The organism is Bradyrhizobium sp. R2.2-H (genome assembly GCF_004346455.1).
GTDB classification, from domain to species: Bacteria; Pseudomonadota; Alphaproteobacteria; order Rhizobiales; family Xanthobacteraceae; genus Bradyrhizobium; species Bradyrhizobium diversitatis.
The window spans coordinates 237,866-260,168 of record NZ_SMBR01000001.1 but is presented as its reverse complement, the minus strand read 5'-3'; the positions used below and the strand labels follow the sequence as shown (position 1 = coordinate 260,168).

Annotated in this window: 24 protein-coding genes and 1 tRNA gene; 9 read left to right on the top strand and 16 right to left on the bottom strand. The window is 65.7% G+C overall.

Annotated elements, in window-relative coordinates; translation table 11 throughout:
• Nucleotides 1–6: 6 nt before the first annotated feature.
• From EDE08_RS01210 to EDE08_RS01170, 9 genes are all read right to left on the bottom strand, one after another.
• Complete coding sequence (locus tag EDE08_RS01210; protein WP_131866399.1) at nucleotides 7–222, bottom strand: hypothetical protein; 216 nt, start codon at nucleotides 220–222, stop codon at nucleotides 7–9.
• Between the two features lie 172 nt (nucleotides 223–394).
• Nucleotides 395–1,132, bottom strand: coding sequence for a ribulose-phosphate 3-epimerase (gene rpe, locus EDE08_RS01205; protein WP_131866397.1), 738 nt, complete (start codon nucleotides 1,130–1,132; stop codon nucleotides 395–397).
• Nucleotides 1,129–2,061, bottom strand: coding sequence for a CbbX protein (gene cbbX / locus EDE08_RS01200; protein ID WP_165935699.1), 933 nt, complete (start codon nucleotides 2,059–2,061; stop codon nucleotides 1,129–1,131). Before cbbX ends, rpe begins: the two co-directional genes overlap by 4 nt.
• 96 nt (nucleotides 2,062–2,157) lie before the next feature.
• Nucleotides 2,158–2,565, bottom strand: coding sequence for a ribulose bisphosphate carboxylase small subunit (locus EDE08_RS01195; protein WP_131866395.1), 408 nt, complete (start codon nucleotides 2,563–2,565; stop codon nucleotides 2,158–2,160).
• Nucleotides 2,566–2,576: 11 nt separating this feature from the next.
• Nucleotides 2,577–4,037 carry a form I ribulose bisphosphate carboxylase large subunit gene (locus EDE08_RS01190; RefSeq protein WP_131866393.1) on the bottom strand — a complete coding sequence of 487 codons (1,461 nt, stop codon included), beginning with the start codon at nucleotides 4,035–4,037 and terminating at the stop codon, nucleotides 2,577–2,579.
• A gap of 38 nt (nucleotides 4,038–4,075) precedes the next feature.
• The gene (gene fba, locus EDE08_RS01185; protein WP_131866391.1) at nucleotides 4,076–5,161 is read right to left on the bottom strand and encodes a class II fructose-bisphosphate aldolase; all 1,086 of its coding nucleotides are present in this window, start codon (nucleotides 5,159–5,161) and stop codon (nucleotides 4,076–4,078) included.
• Nucleotides 5,162–5,173: 12 nt separating this feature from the next.
• Entirely contained in the window at nucleotides 5,174–7,192 is a 2,019-nt protein-coding gene (tkt, locus tag EDE08_RS01180; RefSeq protein WP_131866389.1) for a transketolase, read from the bottom strand.
• Nucleotides 7,193–7,208: 16 nt separating this feature from the next.
• Complete coding sequence (locus EDE08_RS01175; protein ID WP_061878441.1) at nucleotides 7,209–8,084, bottom strand: phosphoribulokinase; 876 nt, start codon at nucleotides 8,082–8,084, stop codon at nucleotides 7,209–7,211.
• A gap of 12 nt (nucleotides 8,085–8,096) precedes the next feature.
• On the bottom strand, nucleotides 8,097–9,134 hold the full coding sequence (locus tag EDE08_RS01170; protein WP_131866387.1) for a class 1 fructose-bisphosphatase: 1,038 nt from the start codon (nucleotides 9,132–9,134) through the stop codon (nucleotides 8,097–8,099).
• 120 nt (nucleotides 9,135–9,254) lie between these two features.
• Between EDE08_RS01170 and EDE08_RS01165 the strand changes: the two genes are divergently transcribed.
• Nucleotides 9,255–10,232, top strand: coding sequence for a LysR family transcriptional regulator (locus EDE08_RS01165; RefSeq protein ID WP_131866385.1), 978 nt, complete (start codon nucleotides 9,255–9,257; stop codon nucleotides 10,230–10,232).
• Between the two features lie 242 nt (nucleotides 10,233–10,474).
• On the opposite strand, the gene EDE08_RS01160 is transcribed toward EDE08_RS01165, so the two are convergent.
• The 5 genes from EDE08_RS01160 to EDE08_RS01135 all read right to left on the bottom strand — a co-directional run bounded on the left by EDE08_RS01160 (nucleotide 10,475) and on the right by EDE08_RS01135 (nucleotide 15,338).
• The gene (locus EDE08_RS01160) at nucleotides 10,475–10,672 is read right to left on the bottom strand and encodes a hypothetical protein (protein ID WP_131866383.1); all 198 of its coding nucleotides are present in this window, start codon (nucleotides 10,670–10,672) and stop codon (nucleotides 10,475–10,477) included.
• A 138-nt stretch (nucleotides 10,673–10,810) separates the two neighbouring features.
• Nucleotides 10,811–11,230, bottom strand: coding sequence for a DUF4118 domain-containing protein (locus tag EDE08_RS01155; RefSeq protein ID WP_131866381.1), 420 nt, complete (start codon nucleotides 11,228–11,230; stop codon nucleotides 10,811–10,813).
• A 94-nt stretch (nucleotides 11,231–11,324) separates the two neighbouring features.
• Entirely contained in the window at nucleotides 11,325–12,518 is a 1,194-nt protein-coding gene (locus tag EDE08_RS01150; protein ID WP_131866379.1) for an MFS transporter, read from the bottom strand.
• A gap of 57 nt (nucleotides 12,519–12,575) precedes the next feature.
• Entirely contained in the window at nucleotides 12,576–13,193 is a 618-nt protein-coding gene (locus EDE08_RS01145) for a TetR/AcrR family transcriptional regulator (RefSeq protein WP_131867395.1), read from the bottom strand.
• Between the two features lie 1,185 nt (nucleotides 13,194–14,378).
• Entirely contained in the window at nucleotides 14,379–15,338 is a 960-nt protein-coding gene (locus EDE08_RS01135) for an N-carbamoyl-D-amino-acid hydrolase (RefSeq protein ID WP_131866377.1), read from the bottom strand.
• Between the two features lie 34 nt (nucleotides 15,339–15,372).
• Between EDE08_RS01135 and EDE08_RS38935 the strand changes: the two genes are divergently transcribed.
• From EDE08_RS38935 to EDE08_RS01125, 3 genes are all read left to right on the top strand, one after another.
• Nucleotides 15,373–15,828 (top strand): hypothetical protein, encoded by a 456-nt coding sequence (locus EDE08_RS38935; RefSeq protein WP_245524665.1) that lies wholly within the window; start codon nucleotides 15,373–15,375, stop codon nucleotides 15,826–15,828.
• A 73-nt stretch (nucleotides 15,829–15,901) separates the two neighbouring features.
• Complete coding sequence (locus EDE08_RS39335) at nucleotides 15,902–16,027, top strand: hypothetical protein (protein ID WP_283810537.1); 126 nt, start codon at nucleotides 15,902–15,904, stop codon at nucleotides 16,025–16,027.
• Nucleotides 16,024–16,350 carry a hypothetical protein gene (locus EDE08_RS01125; RefSeq protein ID WP_131866375.1) on the top strand — a complete coding sequence of 109 codons (327 nt, stop codon included), beginning with the start codon at nucleotides 16,024–16,026 and terminating at the stop codon, nucleotides 16,348–16,350. The genes EDE08_RS39335 and EDE08_RS01125 overlap by 4 nt, the downstream gene beginning before the upstream one ends.
• A 96-nt stretch (nucleotides 16,351–16,446) precedes the next feature.
• On the opposite strand, the gene EDE08_RS01120 is transcribed toward EDE08_RS01125, so the two are convergent.
• The gene (locus tag EDE08_RS01120) at nucleotides 16,447–16,911 is read right to left on the bottom strand and encodes a fasciclin domain-containing protein (RefSeq protein WP_165935722.1); all 465 of its coding nucleotides are present in this window, start codon (nucleotides 16,909–16,911) and stop codon (nucleotides 16,447–16,449) included.
• A 650-nt stretch (nucleotides 16,912–17,561) separates the two neighbouring features.
• Nucleotides 17,562–17,638: transfer RNA gene (locus EDE08_RS01115), tRNA-Pro, on the bottom strand.
• Nucleotides 17,639–17,706: 68 nt separating this feature from the next.
• Between EDE08_RS01115 and EDE08_RS01110 the strand changes: the two genes are divergently transcribed.
• The 5 genes from EDE08_RS01110 to EDE08_RS01090 all read left to right on the top strand — a co-directional run bounded on the left by EDE08_RS01110 (nucleotide 17,707) and on the right by EDE08_RS01090 (nucleotide 22,282).
• Entirely contained in the window at nucleotides 17,707–18,696 is a 990-nt protein-coding gene (locus EDE08_RS01110) for an L-threonylcarbamoyladenylate synthase (RefSeq protein WP_131866371.1), read from the top strand.
• A 23-nt stretch (nucleotides 18,697–18,719) separates the two neighbouring features.
• Nucleotides 18,720–20,147: an FAD-binding oxidoreductase gene (locus EDE08_RS01105; RefSeq protein WP_131866369.1), complete on the top strand. Its 1,428-nt coding sequence runs from the start codon at nucleotides 18,720–18,722 to the stop codon at nucleotides 20,145–20,147.
• On the top strand, nucleotides 20,144–20,599 hold the full coding sequence (locus tag EDE08_RS01100; RefSeq protein WP_245524664.1) for a GNAT family acetyltransferase: 456 nt from the start codon (nucleotides 20,144–20,146) through the stop codon (nucleotides 20,597–20,599). The genes EDE08_RS01105 and EDE08_RS01100 overlap by 4 nt, the downstream gene beginning before the upstream one ends.
• 10 nt (nucleotides 20,600–20,609) lie before the next feature.
• Complete coding sequence (locus EDE08_RS01095; RefSeq protein ID WP_131866367.1) at nucleotides 20,610–21,191, top strand: NUDIX hydrolase; 582 nt, start codon at nucleotides 20,610–20,612, stop codon at nucleotides 21,189–21,191.
• 161 nt (nucleotides 21,192–21,352) lie between these two features.
• Nucleotides 21,353–22,282, top strand: coding sequence for a glycine reductase (locus tag EDE08_RS01090; protein WP_131866365.1), 930 nt, complete (start codon nucleotides 21,353–21,355; stop codon nucleotides 22,280–22,282).
• The last annotated feature ends 21 nt before the right edge of the window (nucleotides 22,283–22,303 follow it).

Below are 22,303 nucleotides of genomic sequence, written 5' to 3'. Positions count from 1 at the left end.
GCGCCATTACGCCGCGACGGGAGCCTGCCATGGCGGGGGCGCAGCAGTGTTGTCTCCGTCGCGTTGCACATTACACGCGTCGAAATGCGCCTTGAGTTCGACTTCGGCGAGGTGTTCGAAATGTTCGGCCTGGCCGAGGAGTTCCCAGGTCTGGAGCGGCCGGTAGGCCGCCTGCTGACGACAGAGGGACGCCAGCGCCCGGTAGCGACGTACGTTCTCCATGAGACCCTCCCTCGCATCTGCCGAGGTTATTGCCTTAATTTACGTCAGGCCGATGGCGATTGTGCAAAAGATTTGCTGCGCCCACCCTCGCTTGATCTCGGCTCCTTCTTGGGAAATGCGTACGCGGGTCAAAGTTCCAAATTGCGCCAAGGAACGCTCGGCCTTCTCTAGTCTACCGGCTACGGCCTCCATCGCTTGCGCGCGTCCGCTGCGCAGAACCGTTTTGCAGGTGCGGAACTTGGCCGGCCTCGGCGGCGGCGCGAATGGCCGCGATATTGGCGGCATATTCGGCGGCGCCCCTGCCGCGAAACACGGCAGAACCCGCGACCAGCGTATCGGCGCCCGCTGCGGCCACGGCAGCGGCATTGTCGCGCATGACGCCGCCATCGACCTCGAGCCGGATCGGCCGCTCGCCGATCATGGTCCTGATCCGCCTGATCTTGTCGATCTGCGATGCGATGAAGGACTGGCCGCCAAAGCCCGGATTGACCGTCATCACCAGCACGAGATCGATACGGTCGAGCACATACTCGATCGCCGCCTCCGGCGTCGACGGACAAAGGCTGACGCCAGCTTTCCTGCCGAGCGAGCGGATGGCCTGGAGCGAACGGTCGAGATGCGCACCCGCTTCGGCGTGCACCGTGATGATGTCCGCTCCGGCCCTTGCAAACGCCTCGAGATAGGCATCGGTCGGCGCGATCATCAAATGCACGTCGAAAACCTTGTTCGTCAAAGGCCGGATCGCCTTGATGACGTCAGCACCGAAACTGATGTTCGGCACGAAATGCCCATCCATGACGTCGCAATGGATCCAGTCGGCCCCGGCCGCATCGATCGCCGCGACCTCCTCGCCGAGACGGGCGAAATCCGCGGCCAGGATCGAGGGGGCGATGAGGATGTCTCCGCTCATGGCTTTGCACTCCGCACGTCAGCACCGCCGCTGAAGACGCGGCTCGCAAGGACGTCCGCGGGATCAATGGTCTCGAGGTCGGCGACATCGAGCATGCGGTCGAGATCGGACACCAGGCGATCGGCCTGCCGCAGGCGGATGCGGTCGACGGCGTTGCGGATCGAACGGGCGTTGGAGAAAAACGGCTGGGTCCGGCGAAATTCGATATACTTCTCGAAAGCCTCGCGCGCGGCCGCCGAGAAGCGATAGCCGCGCTCCTTCAGCATCAGCTCGGCGATCACGAGCAACTCGGCTTCGGCATAGTCGGGAAATTCGATGTGGTGCGCGATGCGCGAGCGGAAGCCGGGGTTGGAGGCGAAGAAGCTCGTCATGCGCTCGCCATAGCCGGCGAGGATCACGACGAGGTCTTCGCGCTGGTTCTCCATCACCTGGAGCAGGATCTCGATCGATTCCTGGCCATAGTCGCGCTCGTTGTCGGGACGATGCAGGTAATAGGCCTCGTCGATGAACAACACGCCGCCCATCGCCTTCTTCAGGATCTCCTTGGTCTTCGGCGCGGTGTGGCCGATATACTGGCCGACGAGGTCGTCGCGCGTCACGGAAATCACCTGACCGCGCCGCACGAAGCCGAGGCCGTGCAGGATCCTGGCCATGCGTAGCGCCACGGTCGTCTTGCCCGTGCCGGGATTTCCCGTGAACGACATGTGCAGCGTCGGCGGCGCGGAGGCCAGTCCCGCCCGCTGCCGGATACGTTCGACCAGCAGCAGCGAGGCGATCTGGCGCACGCGGTCCTTCACTGGCTTGAGCCCGATCAGCTCCTGGTCGAGCTGTTGCAGCGTATCGGTGATCCCGGCCGCTTCGGCCTCCTTGCGGAGATCGAAACGAGTCTCGTTCCGTTCGGTCGTCATTGCATAGGGAACATCGAGCATCGGCACCTCGAAGAAAAGAGCTTCGCCGCCGGGAGCGGCGAAGCAGTGGTCCGCCAAGGATGCGGAGCAGGGAGAGCTCCGCGCGGAGGAGAATGGCTATTGAGCGGCGTGGGCGGCCGGCCTGCGCATCGTGGTGTAACGGATCGCGCGGCCGCCGACTTCCTGCCGCACCAGCTCGAACTCGGCTTCCTTCGGCGGCCGGTTGACGAGGAAGGAGATCCGCACCGATTCCCAGCCATGGCTGGAATCGAAGCCGCTGATGCGGATGTAGCGGTCGCCGTACACCCTGCGGCATTCGACGAGCTCCATCATCACGCCGGCGGCATCCTGAAGGTCGAACATCGGCAGCCCCCACATCTCCCAATAGGTGTTGCGGGGATGCGGATCGTCGGTGAACTCGATATTCACCGCCCAACCCTTGGTCAGACAATATTGCACCTGCTTGGTGATCTGATCGTCGGTGAGATCGGGCAGGAACGAGAAGCAGCCTTGAGTCAGCTTCATGTCAAATCTCCTCAAACGGTTTCGAGCGCGGTCGGCACGAAGTCCGGCGTGTCGGTCGATTGATAATTGAACGTCACGTCCTTCCAGACTTCGAGCGCCGCCTTCAGCGGCGTGCAGGTCTCGGCGGCCCTGGCCAGGATCTCCGGGCCCTCGTGGACGTAGTCGCGGCCCTCATTGCGAGCGAGGATCATGGCTTCCAGCGCCACGCGGTTGGCGATCGCGCCGGCGGCAATGCCCATGGGATGGCCGATGGTGCCGCCGCCGAATTGCAGCACGACGTCTTCGCCCAGGAGGTCGAGCAGCTGATGCATCTGGCCGGCGTGGATACCACCGGAGGCGACCGGCATCATCTTGTTGAGGCTCGCCCAGGACTGGTCGAAGAACAGGCCGTGCTCGAGCTTGGTCGGGTTGAAGTCCTCGCGGCAGACATCGTAGTAGCCGCGCGTGGTGTTGGGATCGCCCTCGAGCTTGCCGACCACCGTGCCGGCATGGATGTGGTCGACACCGGCAAGGCGCATCCATTTGGCGATGACGCGGAACGACACGCCATGGCTCTTCTGCCGCGTATAGGTCGAGTGACCGGCGCGGTGCAGATGCAGGATCATGTCGTTGCGGCGCGCCCACTTCGCCATCGACTGGATCGCGGTGTAGCCGATCACGAGGTCGATCATGACGATGCACGACCCGAGTTCCTTCGCGAACTCGGCGCGCTCGTACATGTCCTCCATCGTGCCCGCGGTGATGTTCAAGTACGTGCCCTTCACTTCGCCGGAGGCGGCCTGCGCGCGGTTCACCGCCTCCATGCAGTAGAGGAAGCGGTCGCGCCAGTGCATGAAGGGCTGCGAGTTGATGTTCTCGTCGTCCTTGGTGAAGTCGAGCCCGCCCTTCAGCGCCTCATAGACCACGCGGCCATAGTTGCGCCCGGATAGACCGAGCTTCGGCTTCACCGTTGCGCCCAGCAGCGGCCGACCGAACTTGTCGAGGCGTTCGCGCTCGACCACGATGCCGGTCGCCGGCCCCTGGAATGTCTTCACATAGGCGACGGGGAAGCGCATGTCTTCCAGGCGCAGCGCCTTGAGCGGCTTGAAGCCGAACACGTTACCAATGATCGAGGCCGACAGGTTTGCGATCGAGCCCGGCTCGAACAGGTCGAGGTCATAGGCGATATAAGCGAAATACGAGCCGGGCGAGCCCGGGACCGGATCGACGCGATAGCACTTGGCGCGATATTTCTCCGCGGCGGTGAGGCGATCGGTCCACACCACGGTCCAAGTCGCGGTCGAGGATTCGCCGGCCACCGCGGCGGAGGCCTCGATCGGATCGACGCCCTCCTGCGGGGTGACGCGAAACAGCGCGATGATGTCGGTGTCCTTCGGCGTGTAATCGGGCTCCCAATAGCCCATGCGCTTGTATTCCATCACGCCGGAGCGATAGCGCTCTTTGCCGCGGACCGTGCCTGCATGTGCGTTCATGTCTCTCTCCTGCTCTTTTCTCTGCTCTTTCTGATTGGCTAGGCCGCCACGGGCTCGCGGGCGTCGATGCACGGGTCGAGCTCGCCGGCGCGATAACGCCGCGCCATCTCGCTCATCGGGATGACCTTGATCTTGCTGGCGTGGCCCGCGGTACCGAACTGCTCGAACCGCTCGCGGCACAATTCGCGCATTGCGTCCATCGCCGGCTTCAGGAATTTGCGCGGGTCGAACTCGCTCCGGCTTTGCGCGGCGACTTTCCTGAACACGGCGGTCATCGCCAGCCGACAATCGGTGTCGATATTGACCTTGCGCACGCCGCTCTTGATGCCGCGGACGATCTCGTCCACCGGCACGCCCCAGGTCTGCGGCATCTCGCCACCGAACTGGTTAAACATGTCCTGGAGCGACTGCGGCACCGAGGAGGATCCGTGCATGACCAGATGGGTGTTCGGCAGCCGGCGATGGATCTCCTCGACCACGCGCATCGCCAGGATGTCGCCATCAGGCTTGCGGCTGAACTTGTAGGCGCCATGAGAGGTGCCCATCGCGATGGCGAGCGCATCGACCTTGGTGGCACGAACGAACTCCACGGCCTGGTCGGGATCGGTCAAGAGCTGATCGTGGCTGATCCTGCCCTCGACGCCGTGGCCATCCTCCTGCTCGCCGCCGCCATGTTCCAGCGAGCCGAGCACGCCGAGTTCGCCTTCGACGGAAGCGCCGACCCAATGCGCGAGGTCTACGACCCGGCGGGTGATCGCGACGTTGTAGTCGTAATCGGCCGCCGTCTTGGCATCGGCCTCAAGCGAGCCGTCCATCATGACGGACGTGAAGCCGTGAGCGATGGCGGACGCGCAGGTTGCTTCGTCATTGCCATGGTCCTGGTGCATGCAGAGCGGAATGTCGGGATAGGTCCGCTCCAGCGCGTCGATCATGTGCGAGAGCATGAGATCGCCGGCATAGCTGCGCGCGCCGCGCGAGGCCTGGATGATCACGGGCGCGTCGACCTCAGCCGCCGCCTGCATGATCGCGATGCCCTGCTCCATGTTGTTCATGTTGAACGCCGGCACGGCATAGCCGTGGCTGGCGGCGTGATCGAGCAGCTGGCGAAGCGTAATACGGGCCACAGGACGTCCTCCTTATCGACTCTTGCGGGCGATGGCCCGGCGGGCGGCTTCTGCAATGCTTTGCGGCGTGATGCCGAACTCGCGGTACAGCACCGGCGCGGGCGCCGAGGCGCCGAAGCCCCGCATGCCGACGAACTCGCCGTCGGCACCGATCCAGCGTGGCCAGTCGCCCAGCACCGCCGCCTCGATGCCGACGCGCGGCGCGGTGCCGAGCACGGAGGCGCGGTAATCGTCCGGCTGCTCCTCGAACAGGGCGAAGCACGGTGCGGAGATGACGGCCGCGCGGATGTGCTCGGTCGCGAGCAGGCGAGCGGCGTCCAGGGCTATCGCCACTTCCGAGCCGGTGGCGATCAGCGTCACGTCGCGGCCGCCGTCCGGCGAGACGACGAGATAGGCGCCGCGTGAGACACGGTTTCTGCCACGCGCGTCGCTGCGAAAGGTCGGCAGCGCCTGCCGCGACAGGCACAGCACGGATGGACGGTTCTCGGAGCTGAGTGCGCAGTCCCATGCCTCCAGCGTCTCCACCGCGTCTGCGGGACGGAACACCAGGAGGTTCGGTATCGCGCGCAGCGCCGCCAGATGCTCGACCGGCTGATGCGTCGGGCCGTCCTCGCCGAGGCCGATGGAATCGTGGGTCATCACATGGATGGCCCGCACGCGCATCAGCGCGGCAAGGCGGATCGCGGGCCGGCTGTAATCGGAGAAGGCCAGGAACGTGCCCCCATAGGGAATGAAGCCGCCATGCAACGCGAGGCCGTTCATCGCGGCGGCCATGCCGTGCTCGCGAATGCCGTAGTGGATGTAATCGCCGCCGAACGCTCCTCGCTTGACCGGAGCCTGCGCCTTGGCATGCGTGAGGTTCGAATGTGTCAGGTCCGCCGAACCGCCGACCAGGCCGGGAATCGTCCCGGCGATGCCGTCGAGCACCTGTTGCGAGGCCTGCCGCGTCGCGAGCTTCGGACGCTCGGATGCGAAACGCTCGCGTAATTTCGCGGCGGCCAGTGCATAGGCAGCGGGCAAAGCGACGGCCTTGCCCTCAACAAACAGGTCGCGCTGCTCCGGCGTCGCACGCTCATAGCGATCGAGCCAGGCGAGCCGGTCGATCTGCCCGCGTTGCCCGATCATCCGCCACGCCTTCTGAACCGTGACAGGCACCACGAAGGGCTGGTAGTCCCAACCCAGAGTCCGGCGCGCCGCCGCCGTCTGCTCGGTGCCGAGCGGCGCGCCATGCGCCTTCTCCGTGCCCTGCCTATCAGGCGCGCCATAGCCGATGATGGTGCGACAGGCGATCAGCGACGGCTTTGCGGTCTCCCGCTCCTCCGCCATCGCCTGCGCCACCGCTTCGGGGTCATGCCCGTCGACGCGGCGCACCGACCAGCCGGAGGCGGCGAAGCGCGCGAGCTGATCGTCGGACGTGGCCAGCGAGGTCGGACCGTCGATCGAGATGCCGTTGTCGTCGAACAGCACGATCAGGCGGCCGAGCCCGAGATGGCCGGCAAGCGAGATCGCCTCCTGGCTGATGCCTTCCATCAGGCAGCCGTCGCCCGCGACGACATAGGTGAAGTGGTCGACAAGGCCGTCGCCATGCCGTGCATTGGCCATGCGCTCGGCGAGCGCCATGCCGACGGCGGTCGCGATGCCCTGCCCCAGCGGCCCCGTCGTGGTCTCGACGCCGCGCGTGTGGCCATATTCGGGATGGCCCGGCGTCTTCGAGCCCCATTGCCGGAAGGCCTTGATGTCGTCGAGGCTGAGGTCGCCACCGGTGAGGTGCAGCAGTGCATAGAGCAGCATCGAGCCGTGCCCTGCCGACAGCACGAAGCGGTCGCGATCCGGCCAGTTGGGATGGGCCGAGTCGAATTTCAGGAAACGGGAAAACAGCACGGTGGCGACGTCGGCCATGCCCATCGGCAAACCGGGATGACCGGACTGCGACGTCTCGATGGCGTCGACCGCGAGGAAGCGGACGGCATTGGCGAGATCGTTGTGCGTGACCGCATTGATGTCGGCTTCGGCGTGGACGGAGATGTTCATCGGATTCTCTCCTCGTTCACTTCAGGTTTCGCTTGCGCTCGATCAGCTGCATGATCAGCGGCGTCAGGATCAGCTGCATCGCAAGGTCGAGCTTCGCGCCCGGACACACGATCGAGTTCGCGCGGGACATCCAGCTTTGCGGCAGCATCGAGAGCAGGTAGGGGAAGTCGATGCCGCGCGGGTTCTTGAAGCGGATCACGACCATCGATTCGTCCGGCGTCGGGATCCATCGCGCGATGAACGGGTTGGAGGTGTCCACCGTCGGCACGCGCTGGAAATTGATGTCGGTCTCGGTGAATTGCGGGCAGATGTAGTGGATGTAGTCCGGCATCCGCCGCAGGATGGTGTCGGTAACGGCCTCGGTGGAATAGCCGCGCGCGCTGCGATCGCGGTGCAGCTTCTGGATCCATTCGAGATTGATGACAGGCACGACGCCGATCTTCAGATCGGCATAGCGCGCGACATTCACCTTGTCCGTGACCACGGCGCCGTGCAGGCCTTCGTAGAACAGCAGGTCCGAATTCTCCGGCAGCTGTTTCCAGTCGGTGAAGGTGCCGGGTGCCGCGCCGTGCAGCGCCGATTCCTCGGCATCGTGGACGTAATGCCGCGTCACCGCCGTGCCGGTCTCGCCGTAGTCGCGGAACGCGCGCTCCAGCTCCTCGAACAAATTGGTCTCGGGGCTGAAATGGCTGAAATGCTTGTTGCCGCGCTCGGCTTCCTTGGCCATCTGCGCACGCATCTCGGCGCGGTCGTAGCGATGGAAGGCGTCGCCCTCGATGTAGGCGGCGTTGACCTTCTCGCGGAAGAAGATCTGCTCGAAGGTCTTCTTGACCGAGGTGGTGCCGGCGCCGGAGGAGCCGGTGATGGAGATGATCGGATGCTTCCTGGACATGGCGCGCCTCGCTCAGAGCCGGAAGAAGCCGCGGCGCGCGAACAGCGGCGCGGAGACGCTGGCAACCAGCAGCGGATCGCAATGCAGTTCCTCGACGCGCCGGACCTCGTTGCTCGAGCCCATGATCAGCGGGACGCGCTGGTGCAGGCTCTGCGCAGACAGTTCGAGGATGCGCTCGCGCCCGGTCGTGGCCGAGCCGCCGGCCTGCTCGATGATCATCGCCATCGGATGCGCCTCGTAGGTGAGGCGCAGGCGGCCGTCGCCATAGCCGGGCCGCGCGTCCGAGGGATACAGGAACACGCCGCCGCGGGTGAGGATGCGATAGGCTTCCGCGACCAGCGAGCCGATCCAGCGCATGTTGAAATCGTGGTTGGCAGGCCCGTCGACGCCGGCGAGGCACTCGTCGACGAAGGCGCGCACCGGCGGATCCCAGTGCCGTCGATTCGACGCGTTGATCGCGAACTCCTCGCAGGCCTCCGGAATCTGCACCACGCTGCGCGCGAGGCGGAAGCAGCCGGATTTGCGGTCGAGCGTGAAGATGTCGACGCCGTCGCCGAGCGTCAGCACCAGCGAGGTCTGCGGACCGTAAGTGACGAAGCCGGCTGCGAGTTGCGCCGAGCCGCGCTGATGGAAGGCGAGCGAGAGATCATCGGGCGCCGGCAGGATCGAGAAGATCGTGCCGACGGTCATGTTGATGTCGATGTTGGAGGAGCCGTCGAGGGGATCGATCGCGATGCAGATGCGCCCCTGACGATCAACGATCTGGGCCTCGCGCATCTCTTCCGAGGCGAGCGCTGCGATCGGCAGCCGGCTGAGGCAACGGCGCAGGATCGCGTCCGCCTGCACGTCGAGATCGCGCTGGAGATCGCCATCGCTGTTGCGGCCCGTGGTCAGGCCCGAGGCGTCGGCGAGATCGCCGGAGGCGATGAGATCGGCGATCTCGATCGCCGCTGCCGCGATGGCATCCACCGCGCCCGCCACCGCCAGCGCGTGGGGTGCGGTCTCCGAATACCGTTGAAGGTGGTCGTCCAGCCTGAGTTGCCCGGTCATCTGCGTCCATCCCCTCCGTCGGCGCCGCATCCAGTTTCCTCCTGGCTGGAGGTCGGTGCGATCAGTCCCGGCATCAGGAGATTGACAGGGGCGGCTTAATAAGGAAAATTTCTATTCATAATGAGCCTCAAAGAATTTTCTTATAATGGTCCCAGCCATGCGGCGGCCCAGCTCCGGCATCTGACGATCCGGCAGCTGCGCTCGCTTGCGGCGCTTTCGGCCAGGGGCAGCGTGACGGCGGCATCCAGCCAACTCGGGCTGACGCAGCCGGCCGTGACCCAGCAGCTCCGGCAGCTTCAGGATCTTGCCGGCCTGCCGCTGGTGCAGCGGACCGGCGACGGCATGTTGCTGACGGAGGCGGGCAAGGAGGTGCTGGCGCTGGCCGAGCGGGTCGAGGCCGCCATCACGGATTGCCAGGGCGCGCTCGACCTGCTCGCGGGGCGGACCGGCGGCACGGTGAAGCTCGGCGCGGTCTCGACCGCGAAATATTTCGTGCCGCATGCGATCGCGGCGTTCTCCAAGCGCTACCCCAAGATCGAGATCAAGCTGACCATCGGCAATCGCGAGGAGATCCGCGAGGCCATGCACGGCTACGACCTCGACTTCGCGGTGATGGGTCGGCCACCGGCCGACGTCACCGTCGACGTCCGCCAGCTCGGGCGCAATCCGCACATCATCGTCGCGCGAAAGGGCCACTGGCTGGAGAAGGATTCCGGCCTCAACCTCACCGACCTCGTGCACGAGACCTTCCTCACCCGCGAGCCCGGCTCGGGCACGCGGACGCTGATGGAGGGCCTGTTCCAGAAGTCGGATCTCGAGCCGGTCATCGGCATGGAGATGAGCAGCAACGAGACCATCAAGCAGGCGGTCATCGCCGGGCTCGGCATCGCCTTCATCTCGGCCCACACCGTGGCGCATGAGCTCACGGAAGGCCGGCTCGTCGTGCTCGACGTCGCGGGCCTGCCGATCGTCCGGCAATGGTACGTGATCCGCCGCAGCGACAAGGTGCTGCTGCCGCCGGCGCAGGCGATGTTCGATTTTCTGGGCTCGGAAGGATCGAACTATCTGCCCGACGTGCCCGAACTCGGCGGGCGATAGAAGGCCGGCGCTCAGCTCATCAGCTTCATGGCGACGGTCGCCGCCAGCACCAGGATGATCTGGAGCAGACGCTGCGTCGTGAAGATGCGGTTGAAGGTGGTCATCGCTTGCCCCGGCCGACGTGAAGGAGATCTCGATCGGCCCGTTGCTAGCACACAAGGATGCGGAGACAACTCCGTAATTGTCCCGTGGGCGATCGCACCTTCGGCGAGCCGGTTGCCGGCCGCGCCGATGGCCGGCGATCAGGCCGCGAGCGGGGCGGTGCAGTCCGTGCGTGCCGCGAAATAAGCCTCCAGCTCCGACAGCGCCCGCGCTTCCCACTCCCTCGCCTGCTCCAGCAGCGACCAGCTCTGGCCCGGGCGGAATGCTGCGGTCTGGCGATAGAGCGATGCGATGCCGCGGTAGCGGCGCACGTTCTCCAAGATGGCGTGACCGTTCATGTCCGAAAACTCCCTCGTCAATCCCGCGGGAGAAACTGCGGCCAAATCTTTTTCGAAAAGTTAGCGGCGCGCGGCAAGTTCGCGGATGGTTGCCGGACTGTTGCGCGTCCGCAACGCGCACGGTCCTGCACGGCGAATTTATTGCAAATTCGTTGCCGCGCTCCCGCCTGAGCCGTTCAGCCCGCCGCGGCTGACGATCCTCATCGTCTCGCGGCAGAGATCGGCAAGGCCGATCAGCAGCACGGCGAGCAGGAAGAACAGGTTGATGGAATCCGCATAGTCGCTGGTCAGCGGGCTGAATCGAAAGAGCGGCGGCATGAAGCCCCACCATACCACCGGAATGGTGAGCAGCGCGGCGAATCCCGCCGCCGGCGCCCCCGTGACGATTCCCAGCACGAACAGGCTGGGCAGGAACGCCGCGAAATAGAGCTTTGCGCCGAGTGCGACGCAGATGCCCTGAACCACGGCCGACATTGCGACGACGATCAGCCCGAGCAGGAACGCCTGCCACGACCATGGCCGTACCCGCGGTACACCAAACAGCCCCGCACGCCTCATCAGCCTACCCTTCTCGTGCGTTAACCAGGTGCGCTTGCGACAAAAGTACTACAGCCGCCGGCAAACCGCGAGATGGAAATTGGCGATCCAGCAACTACTCGGTGGCCGCGTAGAGCAGGCCCGCGACGGGCAGCGCAAGGCCAATGGCCGATGCGAGTGCCCAGCCACCTTGCGCGAACGCGAAGGCTCCGACCGCGGAGCCGGCCGCGCCGGCTGCGAAGAACGTCGCCATGTAGAGGCCGTTGAGGCGGCTGCGGTGCTCGTGCCCGAGCGCGAAGATGGCGCGGAAGCCGAGCACGACGTTGCCCTGGACACCGATATCGATCGCGATCGCGGCCACCACCAGACAGGCGAGGTTCAGCATCGAGCCGGGCGCGCCGACATAGGTCACGAGGAAGCCGCCGGCTGCGAGCAGCATCGCGACCAGCGTCGCGACGCGGCTATGGCCGTGGTCGGCGAGGCGTCCGGCGATCGGTGCGGCGAACACGCCGGCGACGCCGGCCAGCGCGAATAGCGCGATGCCGCGCTGGGAGAAGCCGAACTCGCCGGCGAGCTGGAGCGGCGCCACCGTCCAGAACAGGGTGAAGGCGCCGAACAGGCTCGCCTGATAGAGCGCGCGGCGCCGCAGCAGCGGCGTCGCCCGCACCAGCTGCGGCATCGACAGCAGCAATTCGCCGTAATGCATCCGCGTCACCGGCTTGCGCTTCGGCAGCGTCATCCAGAGCGCGATCGCGAGCACGATCATCAGCGCGGCGGAGCAGAAGAACACCGCGTGCCACGACAGGGCCGCGGTGACGAAGCTCGACACCGGCCGCGCCAGCATGATGCCGAGCATCAGGCCGGTCGAGACGTTGCCGACGACGCGGCCGCGGATGGCTGCCGGCGCCAGGTGCGCCGCATAGGGAATGATGATCTGCACGGCCACCGAGCCGAGGCCGATGAACAGCGCGGCGATCAGGAACGGCAGCGCATGGGTGGCGAACGCGGCGGCGAGCAGCGCCGCGGCGCCGAGCGTGATCACCGAGCAGATCAGGGCGCGGTTCTCGACGAGATCGCCGAGCGGCACGATCAGCAGCAGCCCGGTGCCGTAGCCGATCTGCGTCATGGTGACGATCAGTCCGCTAGCTGCATGCGACAGGCCGAGCGCGGCGCTGATCGGAGCGATCAGAGGCTGCGCATAGTAGATGTTGGCGGCGACCATGCCACAGGCCGCGGCGAGCACGAAGGTCAGGCGCTGCGACACCGCATCCGGCCCGGGCGCGGTCTCGATCGTGGCATTCATCGTCATTCGCATAGTCTCCAGATAATGTATAGGGAATGACTATTCCCTATTCAGACAAAAAATTCAGGCGAGCAGCTTCATCGCGACGCCGACGAGGCGCTCCCCGTCGAGCGCTAGGCGCGCCTTGCCGACGACGCGCATCCCCTGCGTGATGCAGAGCATCAGCCGCGCGGTGTCGTCGGCGGGGACATGACGGGGGATCGAGCCGTCGGCCTGCCCCTCGCGGATGAGGCCGGCGATGAAGTTTTCGTTGGTCGCAAGCTGCGCGTTGACACGGGCAGCGACCATCGCATCGTGCGCGGACAATTCGACGGCGCTGCCGACCACGAGGCAACCGCGCCGTCCCTCGATTCCCTGGGAGTGCTCGACATAGGACAGCAGCACGTTGCGGATCTGCTCACGGCCGTTTGCGCCCCGCGCCGCCGCGCTGCGGGTCTGTTCCTGGCGCAGTGCCGTGTAGCGCTCGAAGGCGGCGAGGAATACCGCATGCTTGTCGCGAAACGCCTTGTACACGCTGCCGGTGGCGAGCCGCATCGCCGCGGTGAGGTCGCCGATCGAGGTGGCATGGTAGCCCCGCTCGCGAAACACGCGCACGGCGCGGTCGAGCGCGGTATCCATATCGAACTCCCGGGGGCGGCCGGGACGACGGGCAGACTGAGATCGGCGGGCAGTCTTTTGCATTGCGGCATAATAGGGAATGATTGTTCCCGAATAAAGACACGTGGTTGTGAATGGGTCGAGGGGGAGGATTCGAAGGTTCTGACGATGCGGCTCTCGCTCGTGTCCCGGACAAGCTGCAACGCGACAGCGTTGCGGCGCAGCGCCGGGACCCAGAGCGGCAACACGGCACGATGCCTCAGCATGGGCCCCGCTCAGCAGCGCACCGTCGAAGAGACGCTGCGCTGCGTCCGGGGCACGAGAATGGAGTTTGGCGCACGCTCTCTCCTCCGCGTCATTGCGAGGAGCCCTTGCGACGAAGCAATCCAGAGTTGCTCCGACGAGAGATTCTGGATTGCTTCGCTCCGCTCGCAATGACGGAGTACGACGCAACAGCACGCTCTTCGGCTACATCTCGCTTGCGGACACGTTTTCCCGTTCTCGCGGCGAAATTCGCCCGAGCTTTGCTTCGTCGCTCACCCTCTCGAGCCAAGAGGGCACAGGGAAGGCCGGGTGCTGACAACGCACCCGCGGTCTGCTGCGCAAAAGGCACACGCAGAAAACCGCACAGCAGCATACAGGTGGTGCCAATCACTCGGCCTTCCCTGCGCGATGGTCGGACGGCTTATGCCGCGCTCTCCCGGGAGCCGAGTTCGTTCTGGCCTCCCTCACCCCTGCGAAATTCACCGGCACCGCGCCGGTTGACGCGACTGCCGCCTCCGCAAGGGCTTGACCGTAGCAACGACGGCCAGGACCACACGGTTTTGCCGTACGCGCGGTTCGCCATTTCGCCGCAGTTTTCCCGGCCCTGTCGACGGAGCCGGAAACTTACAGGCGAGACGAACCTGACAGCGCCGTTCGTCCGCGCGAAGCCCCAGGGCTCACGGAGAGCAATCCGCCCTACCCCGGCAACTCGCGCCCGACGCTGCCGCGTCCACCGCAAGCCCGGCTCGCGACAATGACGACCTCATGATCGCCCCTCAAGAATGAGCCGGAATGGGCGACACATACGACAAATCCGAATTTCGGTAAAGTGGAATATTTTCGCGACATCGGGTTGACACCGGGGGCGAAACACCGAGCTTTCCGGCGTCATTCCGGGGCGCCGCAAAGCGGCGAGCCCGGAATCCATTTAACCCCTTGTAGTGCGGGTTGATGGATTCCGGGTTCGATGCTGCGCATCGCCCCGGAATGACAGGAGGGAGAGTTTCACCCCTTGCGCGGCACCGGCGTCCCATCCGCCATCGTCGTCACGCCCTTCCGCTCCACGATCATTCCGTAGGCCCGCGGCTGGCGGTGGACGTCGAAATTGAAAGTGGTGCGCTTGTAGGAGTTGCAGAGATCGAGATCGCAGCGCGCCAGCGCGATCTCGTCGCCCTTGGTGGTGCAGGCCGCCATGATCTCGCCCGAGGGCGCGATGATGCAGCTGCCGCCGATATGGTCGACGCCTTCCTCGACGCCGGCCTTGGCGACGCCGACCACGAAGGTGCCGTTCTGGTAGGCGCCGGCCTGCATGACCAGATGGTTGTGAAACAGCGAGAGATCGTCATGCTCGGGCGCGGGCGGATTGTGCACCGGCGTGTTGTAGCCGATCAGCACCATCTCGACGCCCTGCAGGCCCATCACGCGATAGGTCTCGCTCCAGCGGCGGTCGTTGCAGATGGCCATGCCCATCACGCCGCCGAAGGCAGCCGTCACGCCGAAGCCGCTGCCCGGCTCGAAGTAGCGCTTCTCCAGATGCTGAAACTCGCGCCACGGCTCGTGCTCGGCATGGCCGGGCAGATGGACCTTGCGATACTTCAGGACGATCGCGCCGCTCTTGTCGACGAGAATGGAGGTGTTGTAGCGCCTGGCAATTCCGGCCTCGACCGTCAGCTCGGCATAGCCGAGGCAAAAGCCGATTCCGAGCTCGCGCGCGAGATCGAACAGCGCCTGCGTTTCGGGGCCCGGCATCTCGCGCTCGAAGAAACTGTCGATCTCGGCCTGATCCTCGAAATACCAGCGTGGGAAGAACGTGGTCAGCGCCAGCTCGGGATAGACGATCAGATCGCAGCCGCAGGCCCGAGCCTGGCGCATCAAGCCCATCAGCCGCGCCATCACCGCGGTCCTGGTCTCGCTCCTCGCGATCGGGCCGAGCTGGCCGGCTGCAATCGTCACAAATCTCGCCACGCGTCATTCCTTCGTTTTTCCGGATGCATCGGGCTTGAGCCTGCGCCGCACGCATAGGCTGCCTCGGCCCATCATCCTGATTGCACAATCAAATTCCGTGCCTGCAGGCATCATCGTGCGCGGCGCCGGGCGAGCGCGCACCGAAACTCCCGTCATTCGTTGCCGATCTGCAACGGTTCCCCACAATCTGAAGCCGGACAAAACAAACTCCCATTCCGGCCACGAACCACTCTCACAAGGCCGTGAGACTATCAGGGGAACGACGATGCGTGCACAACGCGTTTGGAAAGTGAATGGGGCGGCCAGCATCGGGCAGCTTCAATCGAGACTGGACGATCTGAACAAGCGTCTCGGCCAGCTTGAAAACCAGCATTCGGATAGCGGGACGCTGGAAGAGCTGAGAGCGATCGCGCTCAGCCTGTCGCGCGAGATCGACGACATCCGCTGCGCCGAGGCGACGGCGGCCTTGAGCGAGCTGTTGCGGAAGTAGCCCGCGATTCGCATCGCGCGCAGGGAACCAAGTTCCGCCGCCGCCATTTCCATGCAGAGCATGGAGCAAGATCATGAGCAGGCACCTGACGCGAGCCGATCCTGCGCGCGCCGCCGCCGGCGCGGTATCCATGCGGGTCCTGTGCGCGGCGACGGCCTTCACCGTCGCGGCATTTCGCGCTGCGAGGGATTTGGCATGACATCGGACCCCGAGGAGTCGGTGCGGCTGCAAGGCTACGGCGAGATGACGCTGCGCACGGCCGTCGAGACCTTGATGCTGCTCGCGCCGCGCGAACGATACGAAGCCGCGGTCTTCCGCGTCCGCGACGGCGTGCGCCTCGCGCAAAGCGAGATCGCCGAGCTCGCATCAAGCTGGGGCATCGAGCCGGCGCCCAAGGTGCGATCGCCGAGACTGGTCCCCGAGCAGCACTGGCAAGACATCGTTCGCGGCATGGTGCGCGAGGCCCCACTGCCGTCGCTGATGGTGGCGTTTCTGGTGGGGATGCTGGTGGCGCGAAGGTAGTCCTGTTCGAGCGACGGCGAAACTCTCTCGGCGCAGCCGATCCATCCCGAAAAATACCCGGCCGTCGCAACGGCCGGGTACTCATTGGTTGCCGTATCAGTGGTGCATCTTCTTTGCACCGGCCGGGGGCAGCAGCACCGTGTCGATGACGTGGATGACGCCGTTCGAGGCCTCGATATCCGGCTGGATGACGTGCGCGTCGTTGACGCGGACACCGAGGCTTCCGTCGACATTGAGGGACTGGCCTCCGACGGTTGCCACTTTCAGCGATTTGCCGGCGACGTCGGCAGCCTTCACGCGGCCCGGAATGACGTGATACTTCAGGACCGCCGCGAGCTTTGCCTTGTTCTTCAACAGCGATTCGACCGTTCCGGGCGGCAGCTTGGCGAAGGCTGCATCGTTGGGCGCGAACACCGTGAACGGGCCCTTGCTCTTGAGCGTCTTCACCAGACCGGCGGCTTTCACGGCCGTCACCAGCGTGGTGAACGAACCCGCGGAAACAGCGGTGTCCACGATGTCGGCAGCGCGCGCCACGGATGGACCAAGCAGTGCAGCGACCATGGCCGCTCCGGCCACGAACGAACGAATTGCAGGCGTCATCAGGTTCTCCAAGAATGTGATTCAATCCATGTCGACGCGATGGCTGCACCCGACATGGCGCATCCATCGTGCGATCAGTTGCGATCGGCCCGTACGAAACGAAGCCTCGCGACGGTTGGATCACGGCCCTTATCAAATATCCGCTGGATCACGTCGAAACGTTGCAAAGCGCTCGGACGACCTGCTGCATCGAGCCCTCCCGCTTCCCGGTGCCGCGCTCGCCCTTCATCGTGCCGCACGAGTTTCTGACTTCTGGTCTGCGGAGGAAGGAATCAGCTCATCAGGTGCCTCGAACACGCTTGCCAGCTCCTGGTGAAGCAAGACGTGTCAATCGCGGAGGTCGCTTCTGCTTGCAGCTTTTCGTCCGAGACGAATTTCACGCGGGCATTTCGTCTACCGGCCCGTTCTCATGTTCCAGCGCCGACCATATGCCGTGGGGCAGCTGGTACGGGAGAAGTCTGAGGCGCCGAGCGATGCCGCCGCCGCGGCAAGCGCCCCTGCCCCGCCAAATCGGCCGTGGACCCGCCCCGAAAATCGTTGCTAAAAGGCGCCCACGAGGCGCCGGCGGCCGGTCCGCCAAGTCTTTAGGAAAACGTCGACTTTTGGAAGAATGGTCGGAGTGGCAGGATTCGAACCTGCGACCCCTGCGTCCCGAACGCAGTGCTCTACCGGGCTGAGCCACACTCCGACAAGAAGGCGGCTTATAGCGTCGGGTTTGACGCACTGCAAGCGGCCGAGCCGAGGAATTTTGCCCTAGTGAAAACGGGTCTTGAAACGCTGATTTTGCCGGCCGGCGAGGCCGGCGCGGAAGCCGCCGCGAGGGCCCTGGCCGCCGGCGGGCTGGTCGCGTTTCCGACCGAGACGGTCTACGGGCTCGGCGCGGACGCCGCCAACGCCACGGCGATCGCCCATCTCTATGCCGCCAAGGGGCGGCCGGCGTTCAATCCGCTGATCGCGCATGTCGCTGATATCGCGGCCGCGCGGCGGATCGGGCGGTTCGATGCGCGCGCGCTGAAGCTCGCGGAAGCGTTCTGGCCGGGGCCGCTGACCCTGGTGGTGCCGAAAACCGAGGGCTGCCCGGTGGCGGATCTCGCCACCGCGGGCCTCGATACCGTCGCGATCCGCATCCCCGCCCATCCGGTGGCGCAGGCGATCCTGCGCGCCTTCGGCGGGGCCGTGGTGGCGCCGTCGGCCAACATCTCCGGCCACGTCTCGCCGACGCTGGCCGCCCATGTCGAGAGCGACCTCGCGGGGCGGATCGACCTGATCGTCGACGGCGGGCCTGTTACGGTCGGGGTCGAATCGACCATCGTCGGCTGCTTCGAGGCGCCGATGCTGCTCCGCCCCGGCGGACTGTCACGCGAACGGATCGAGGCGGTGCTGGGCACGCCGCTGACGCGGCCGCCCGTGGAGGCCGAGCTCAGCGACAGCCAGCCGCTGGCCCCGGGCATGCTGGCCTCGCACTACGCGCCGCGCGCCAATGTGCGGCTCAATGCGCGCGAGGTCGCGCCGGGCGAAGCGCTGCTGGCGTTCGGCCCCGCGCGGCTGCCGGGCGTCGATGCTGCTGCGGCCATCATGAATCTGTCGCCCACAGGCGATCTCGATGAAGCCGCCGCCAATCTGTTCGGCTATCTTCGTAGCCTCGATGCCCGGGCACCACGCGCGATCGCGGTAATGGCGATCCCCGAACAAGGAATTGGCGAAGCGATCAATGACCGGCTGCGCCGGGCTGCGGTTGCCCGATAAGAAGCTTGAGAAGAGACACGAGAATGAACGTCGATAAATCCGCCACCCCGCCGCTTGCGCCCGAGCTGATCGCCCAATTCCGCAAGATCGTCGGCGACCGTCACGCCATCACCGATGCGACCGACATCGAGCCTTACGTCACCGAGGAGCGCAACCTGTTCCACGGCCGCTCGCCGCTGGTGCTGCGCCCGGGCTCGACGGCCGAGGTCTCCGCGATCTGCAAGCTCGCCTCCGCGCACAACATCGCGCTGGTGCCGCAGGGCGGCAACACCGGGCTCGTCGGCGGGCAGACGCCGCACAATGGCGAAGTGGTGGTGTCGCTGCGCCGGCTCGACAAGATCCGCGAGGTCGACACCGCCTCCAACACCATGACCTGCGAGGCCGGCGTGGTGCTGCAGATCGCACAAGCAAAGGCGGCGGAGGTGGACCGGCTGTTTCCGCTGTCGCTCGGCGCGGAAGGAAGCTGCACCATCGGCGGCAATCTCTCGACCAATGCCGGCGGCACCGCGGCGCTCGCCTATGGCGTTGCGCGCGAGATGGCGCTGGGCCTCGAGGTGGTGCTCGCCGACGGGCGCGTGCTCAATTCTCTCTCGAAGCTGAAGAAGGACAACACCGGCTACAATCTGCACAATCTCTTCATCGGCGCCGAAGGCACGCTCGGCATCATCACGGCGGCGACGCTGAAGCTGTTCCCGAGGCCGCGGGCGGTCGAGACCGCCTTCGTCGGGCTGAGATCGCCGGCGGCGGCGCTCAAGCTACTGACGATCGCGCAAGGCGAGGCCGCCAATGCGCTGACGAGCTTCGAGCTGCTGTCGGAGATGGCGGTCGATTTCTCGGTGCGGCACGGCATCGACGTGCGCGATCCGCTTCAGGCGAAGCATCCCTGGTACGTGCTGATGGAGTTGTCTTCGCCGGGCGAGGATGCCCGCACGCCGCTGGAGACGATCCTGACCCGCGCCATGGAAGAAGAGATCGTCGACGACGCCGTGATCGCGGCGAGCCTCGCCCAGCGCGGTGCGTTCTGGAAGCTGCGCGACGAGATGTCCGCGGCGCAGAAGCCGGAGGGCGGCTCGATCAAGCACGACATTTCCGTGCCCGTCGCGGCCGTGCCCGCCTTCATCGCCGAGGCCGATGCCGCCGTGGTGAAGCTGATCCCCGGCGCGCGGCCGGTGCCGTTCGGCCATCTCGGCGACGGCAATCTGCACTACAATGTCAGCCAGCCGGTCGGCGCCGATACGGCGGATTTCCTGGCGCGCTGGCACGAGATGAACGCGGTGGTGTTCGAGATCGTGCTGCGCATGGGCGGCTCGATCTCGGCCGAGCACGGCATCGGCGTGCTCAAGCGCGACGAGCTGCCGGAGGTGAAGGACAAGACCGCGATCGAGCTGATGCGCTCCATCAAGGCGATGCTCGATCCGCTCGGCATCATGAATCCGGGGAAGGTGCTGTGAGCGTGCCCCCTGCTGCGCTCGCGATCGGCGCGATCGCGGATGCCGATGTCGAGAAGGTCGTCGCGCTGTGGCAGCGCTGCGGCCTGACGCGGCCCTGGAACGATCCGCATGCCGACATCGCGCTGGCGCGGCGGCGCGACAATTCCACCGTGCTGGTCGGCCGCGACAACGGCGCGATCGTCGCCACCGTGATGGTCGGCCATGACGGCCATCGTGGCTGGGTCTATTACGTCGCGGTCGATCCTGACAGCCAAAAGCGCGGCCATGGCCGCGTCATCATGGCGGCGGCGGAGGACTGGCTGCGAAGCGCCGGCATTTCGAAACTGCAGCTCCTGGTCCGCCGCGAGAATGCGCAGGCCAATGCGTTCTATGACTCGCTGGGCTTCGAGCTATCCACCTCGGTGATGTTCCAGAAGTGGCTCGACGGCCGCGCGACCACGCCAAGCAACTGAGATCAAGCAAATGACCATTTCCGACCGCGTCCGCATCAAGGACGTCCGCGTGCTCTCGGACGGCTGGACCACGCTGAAAACCACGACGTTCGAGTACCGGCGCGCCAATGGCGCGTGGCAGACGCAGCACCGCGAGACCTATGAGCGCGACAACGCCACCGCCGTGCTGCCCTATAACCGCGCCCGGCGTACCGTGATCCTGGTGCGCCAGTTCCGCCTGCCGGCGTTCATCCGTGGCTACGACGATCTCCTGATCGAGGCGGCCGCCGGCGTGCTTGATAACGCTTCCCCGGAAGAGCGCATCCGCGCCGAGGCGGAGGAAGAGACCGGCTACCGCCTGCACCACGTCCACAAGGTGTTCGAGGCCTTCATGAGCCCCGGTGCCATCACCGAGAAGCTGCATTTCTTCGTCGCCGAGTACGAGCCTGAGATGCGCGTCAGCGACGGTGGCGGCCTCGAACACGAGGGCGAGGACATCGAGGTGCTGGAGCTTTCCATCGACGAGGCGCTGGCGATGATCACTGATGGCCGCATCATCGACGCCAAGGCGATCATGCTGCTGCAATACGCGGCGCTGCATCTGTTCAGGTAGGTGATTTCTTCGCCTCTCCCCGCAAGCGGGGCGAGCGAGCGCACCCGTCGCGCGGCGAGCCATCGTGCGCTGCAATTCTGTCCTGCATCGCCCCTCCCCCCGTTGAGCAACCCCGAAACTATCTCTAGTCTGGCCCCAACCAAGAACCAGGAGACGCGCCCATGTCTGCCCCGCGCGACGACGAATTCGGCTTTGCGCCCGATTACGACTCCCCCGTCCCCTACATGCAGCGCACGCGGGACTATTACGCGGCGATCGGCTACACCACGCCGTATCGCTGGGCACATCACACCGCGGCGCCGTTCCAGCCGCTGAAGAAGCCGCTGGCGCAGTCGCGCGTCACCATCATCACCACGGCCGCGCCGTTCGATCCGGCCAAGGGCGACCAGGGGCCTGGCGCGGCGTACAATGGCAGCGCGAAGTTCTACCAGGTCTATGACGGCGACACGTCGAAGCAGCACGACCTCCGCATCTCGCACATCGGCTACGACCGCAAGCACACCAGCGCCACCGACAGCGGCACCTGGTTTCCGCTGCCGCAGCTCCTGAAGGCCAGCGCCGCAGGACGCATCGGCGAAGTCGCGCCGCGCTTCTTCGGCGCACCGACCAACCGCAGCCATCGCGTCACGCTCGACACCGACGCGCCGGAGATTCTCTCGCGCTGCCTCGCTGATGCGGTCGACGTCGCCGTGCTGGTGCCGAACTGCCCGGTCTGCCATCAAACCACGGCGCTGGTGGCGCGGCACCTGGAGGCGGGCGGCATTCCGACTGTGATCATGGGCTGCGCCAAGGACATCATCGAGCACGCGGCGGTGCCGCGCTTTCTGTTCAGCGACTTCCCGCTCGGCAATTCCGCCGGCAAGCCGCACGACATCGCCTCGCAGGCGCAGACGCTGGAGCTCGCGCTCAAGCTGCTGGAGACTGCAAGCGGTCCGCAGACCACGATGCAGTCGCCGCTGCGCTGGAGCGAGGACGCCTCCTGGAAGCTCGACTACAACAATGTCGCGCAGCTAAGCCCTGAAGAGCTGGCGCGGCGCCGCGCCGAATTCGACAAGCAGAAGGAGATCGCGCGCGGCAACCGCGCCGCCTGACGTCCTCCGACAACGACAACA

Excerpts from the sequence above, each read along its gene's own strand:
- EDE08_RS01210 (WP_131866399.1), bottom strand. The coding sequence starts at position 222 with ATGGAGAACGTACGTCGCTACCGGGCGCTGGCGTCCCTCTGTCGTCAG.
- rpe (WP_131866397.1), bottom strand. The coding sequence starts at position 1,132 with ATGAGCGGAGACATCCTCATCGCCCCCTCGATCCTGGCCGCGGATTTC.
- cbbX (WP_165935699.1), bottom strand. The coding sequence starts at position 2,061 with ATGCTCGATGTTCCCTATGCAATGACGACCGAACGGAACGAGACTCGT.
- EDE08_RS01195 (WP_131866395.1), bottom strand. The coding sequence starts at position 2,565 with ATGAAGCTGACTCAAGGCTGCTTCTCGTTCCTGCCCGATCTCACCGAC.
- EDE08_RS01190 (WP_131866393.1), bottom strand. The coding sequence starts at position 4,037 with ATGAACGCACATGCAGGCACGGTCCGCGGCAAAGAGCGCTATCGCTCC.
- tkt (WP_131866389.1), bottom strand. The coding sequence starts at position 7,192 with ATGAACATCTCCGTCCACGCCGAAGCCGACATCAATGCGGTCACGCAC.
- EDE08_RS01175 (WP_061878441.1), bottom strand. The coding sequence starts at position 8,084 with ATGTCCAGGAAGCATCCGATCATCTCCATCACCGGCTCCTCCGGCGCC.
- EDE08_RS01170 (WP_131866387.1), bottom strand. The coding sequence starts at position 9,134 with ATGACCGGGCAACTCAGGCTGGACGACCACCTTCAACGGTATTCGGAG.
- EDE08_RS01165 (WP_131866385.1), top strand. The coding sequence starts at position 9,255 with ATGAGCCTCAAAGAATTTTCTTATAATGGTCCCAGCCATGCGGCGGCC.
- EDE08_RS01160 (WP_131866383.1), bottom strand. The coding sequence starts at position 10,672 with ATGAACGGTCACGCCATCTTGGAGAACGTGCGCCGCTACCGCGGCATC.
- EDE08_RS01155 (WP_131866381.1), bottom strand. The coding sequence starts at position 11,230 with ATGAGGCGTGCGGGGCTGTTTGGTGTACCGCGGGTACGGCCATGGTCG.
- EDE08_RS01150 (WP_131866379.1), bottom strand. The coding sequence starts at position 12,518 with ATGACGATGAATGCCACGATCGAGACCGCGCCCGGGCCGGATGCGGTG.
- EDE08_RS01145 (WP_131867395.1), bottom strand. The coding sequence starts at position 13,193 with ATGCAAAAGACTGCCCGCCGATCTCAGTCTGCCCGTCGTCCCGGCCGC.
- EDE08_RS39335 (WP_283810537.1), top strand. The coding sequence starts at position 15,902 with ATGAGCAGGCACCTGACGCGAGCCGATCCTGCGCGCGCCGCCGCCGGC.
- EDE08_RS01125 (WP_131866375.1), top strand. The coding sequence starts at position 16,024 with ATGACATCGGACCCCGAGGAGTCGGTGCGGCTGCAAGGCTACGGCGAG.
- EDE08_RS01120 (WP_165935722.1), bottom strand. The coding sequence starts at position 16,911 with ATGGTCGCTGCACTGCTTGGTCCATCCGTGGCGCGCGCTGCCGACATC.
- EDE08_RS01105 (WP_131866369.1), top strand. The coding sequence starts at position 18,720 with ATGAACGTCGATAAATCCGCCACCCCGCCGCTTGCGCCCGAGCTGATC.
- EDE08_RS01095 (WP_131866367.1), top strand. The coding sequence starts at position 20,610 with ATGACCATTTCCGACCGCGTCCGCATCAAGGACGTCCGCGTGCTCTCG.
- EDE08_RS01090 (WP_131866365.1), top strand. The coding sequence starts at position 21,353 with ATGTCTGCCCCGCGCGACGACGAATTCGGCTTTGCGCCCGATTACGAC.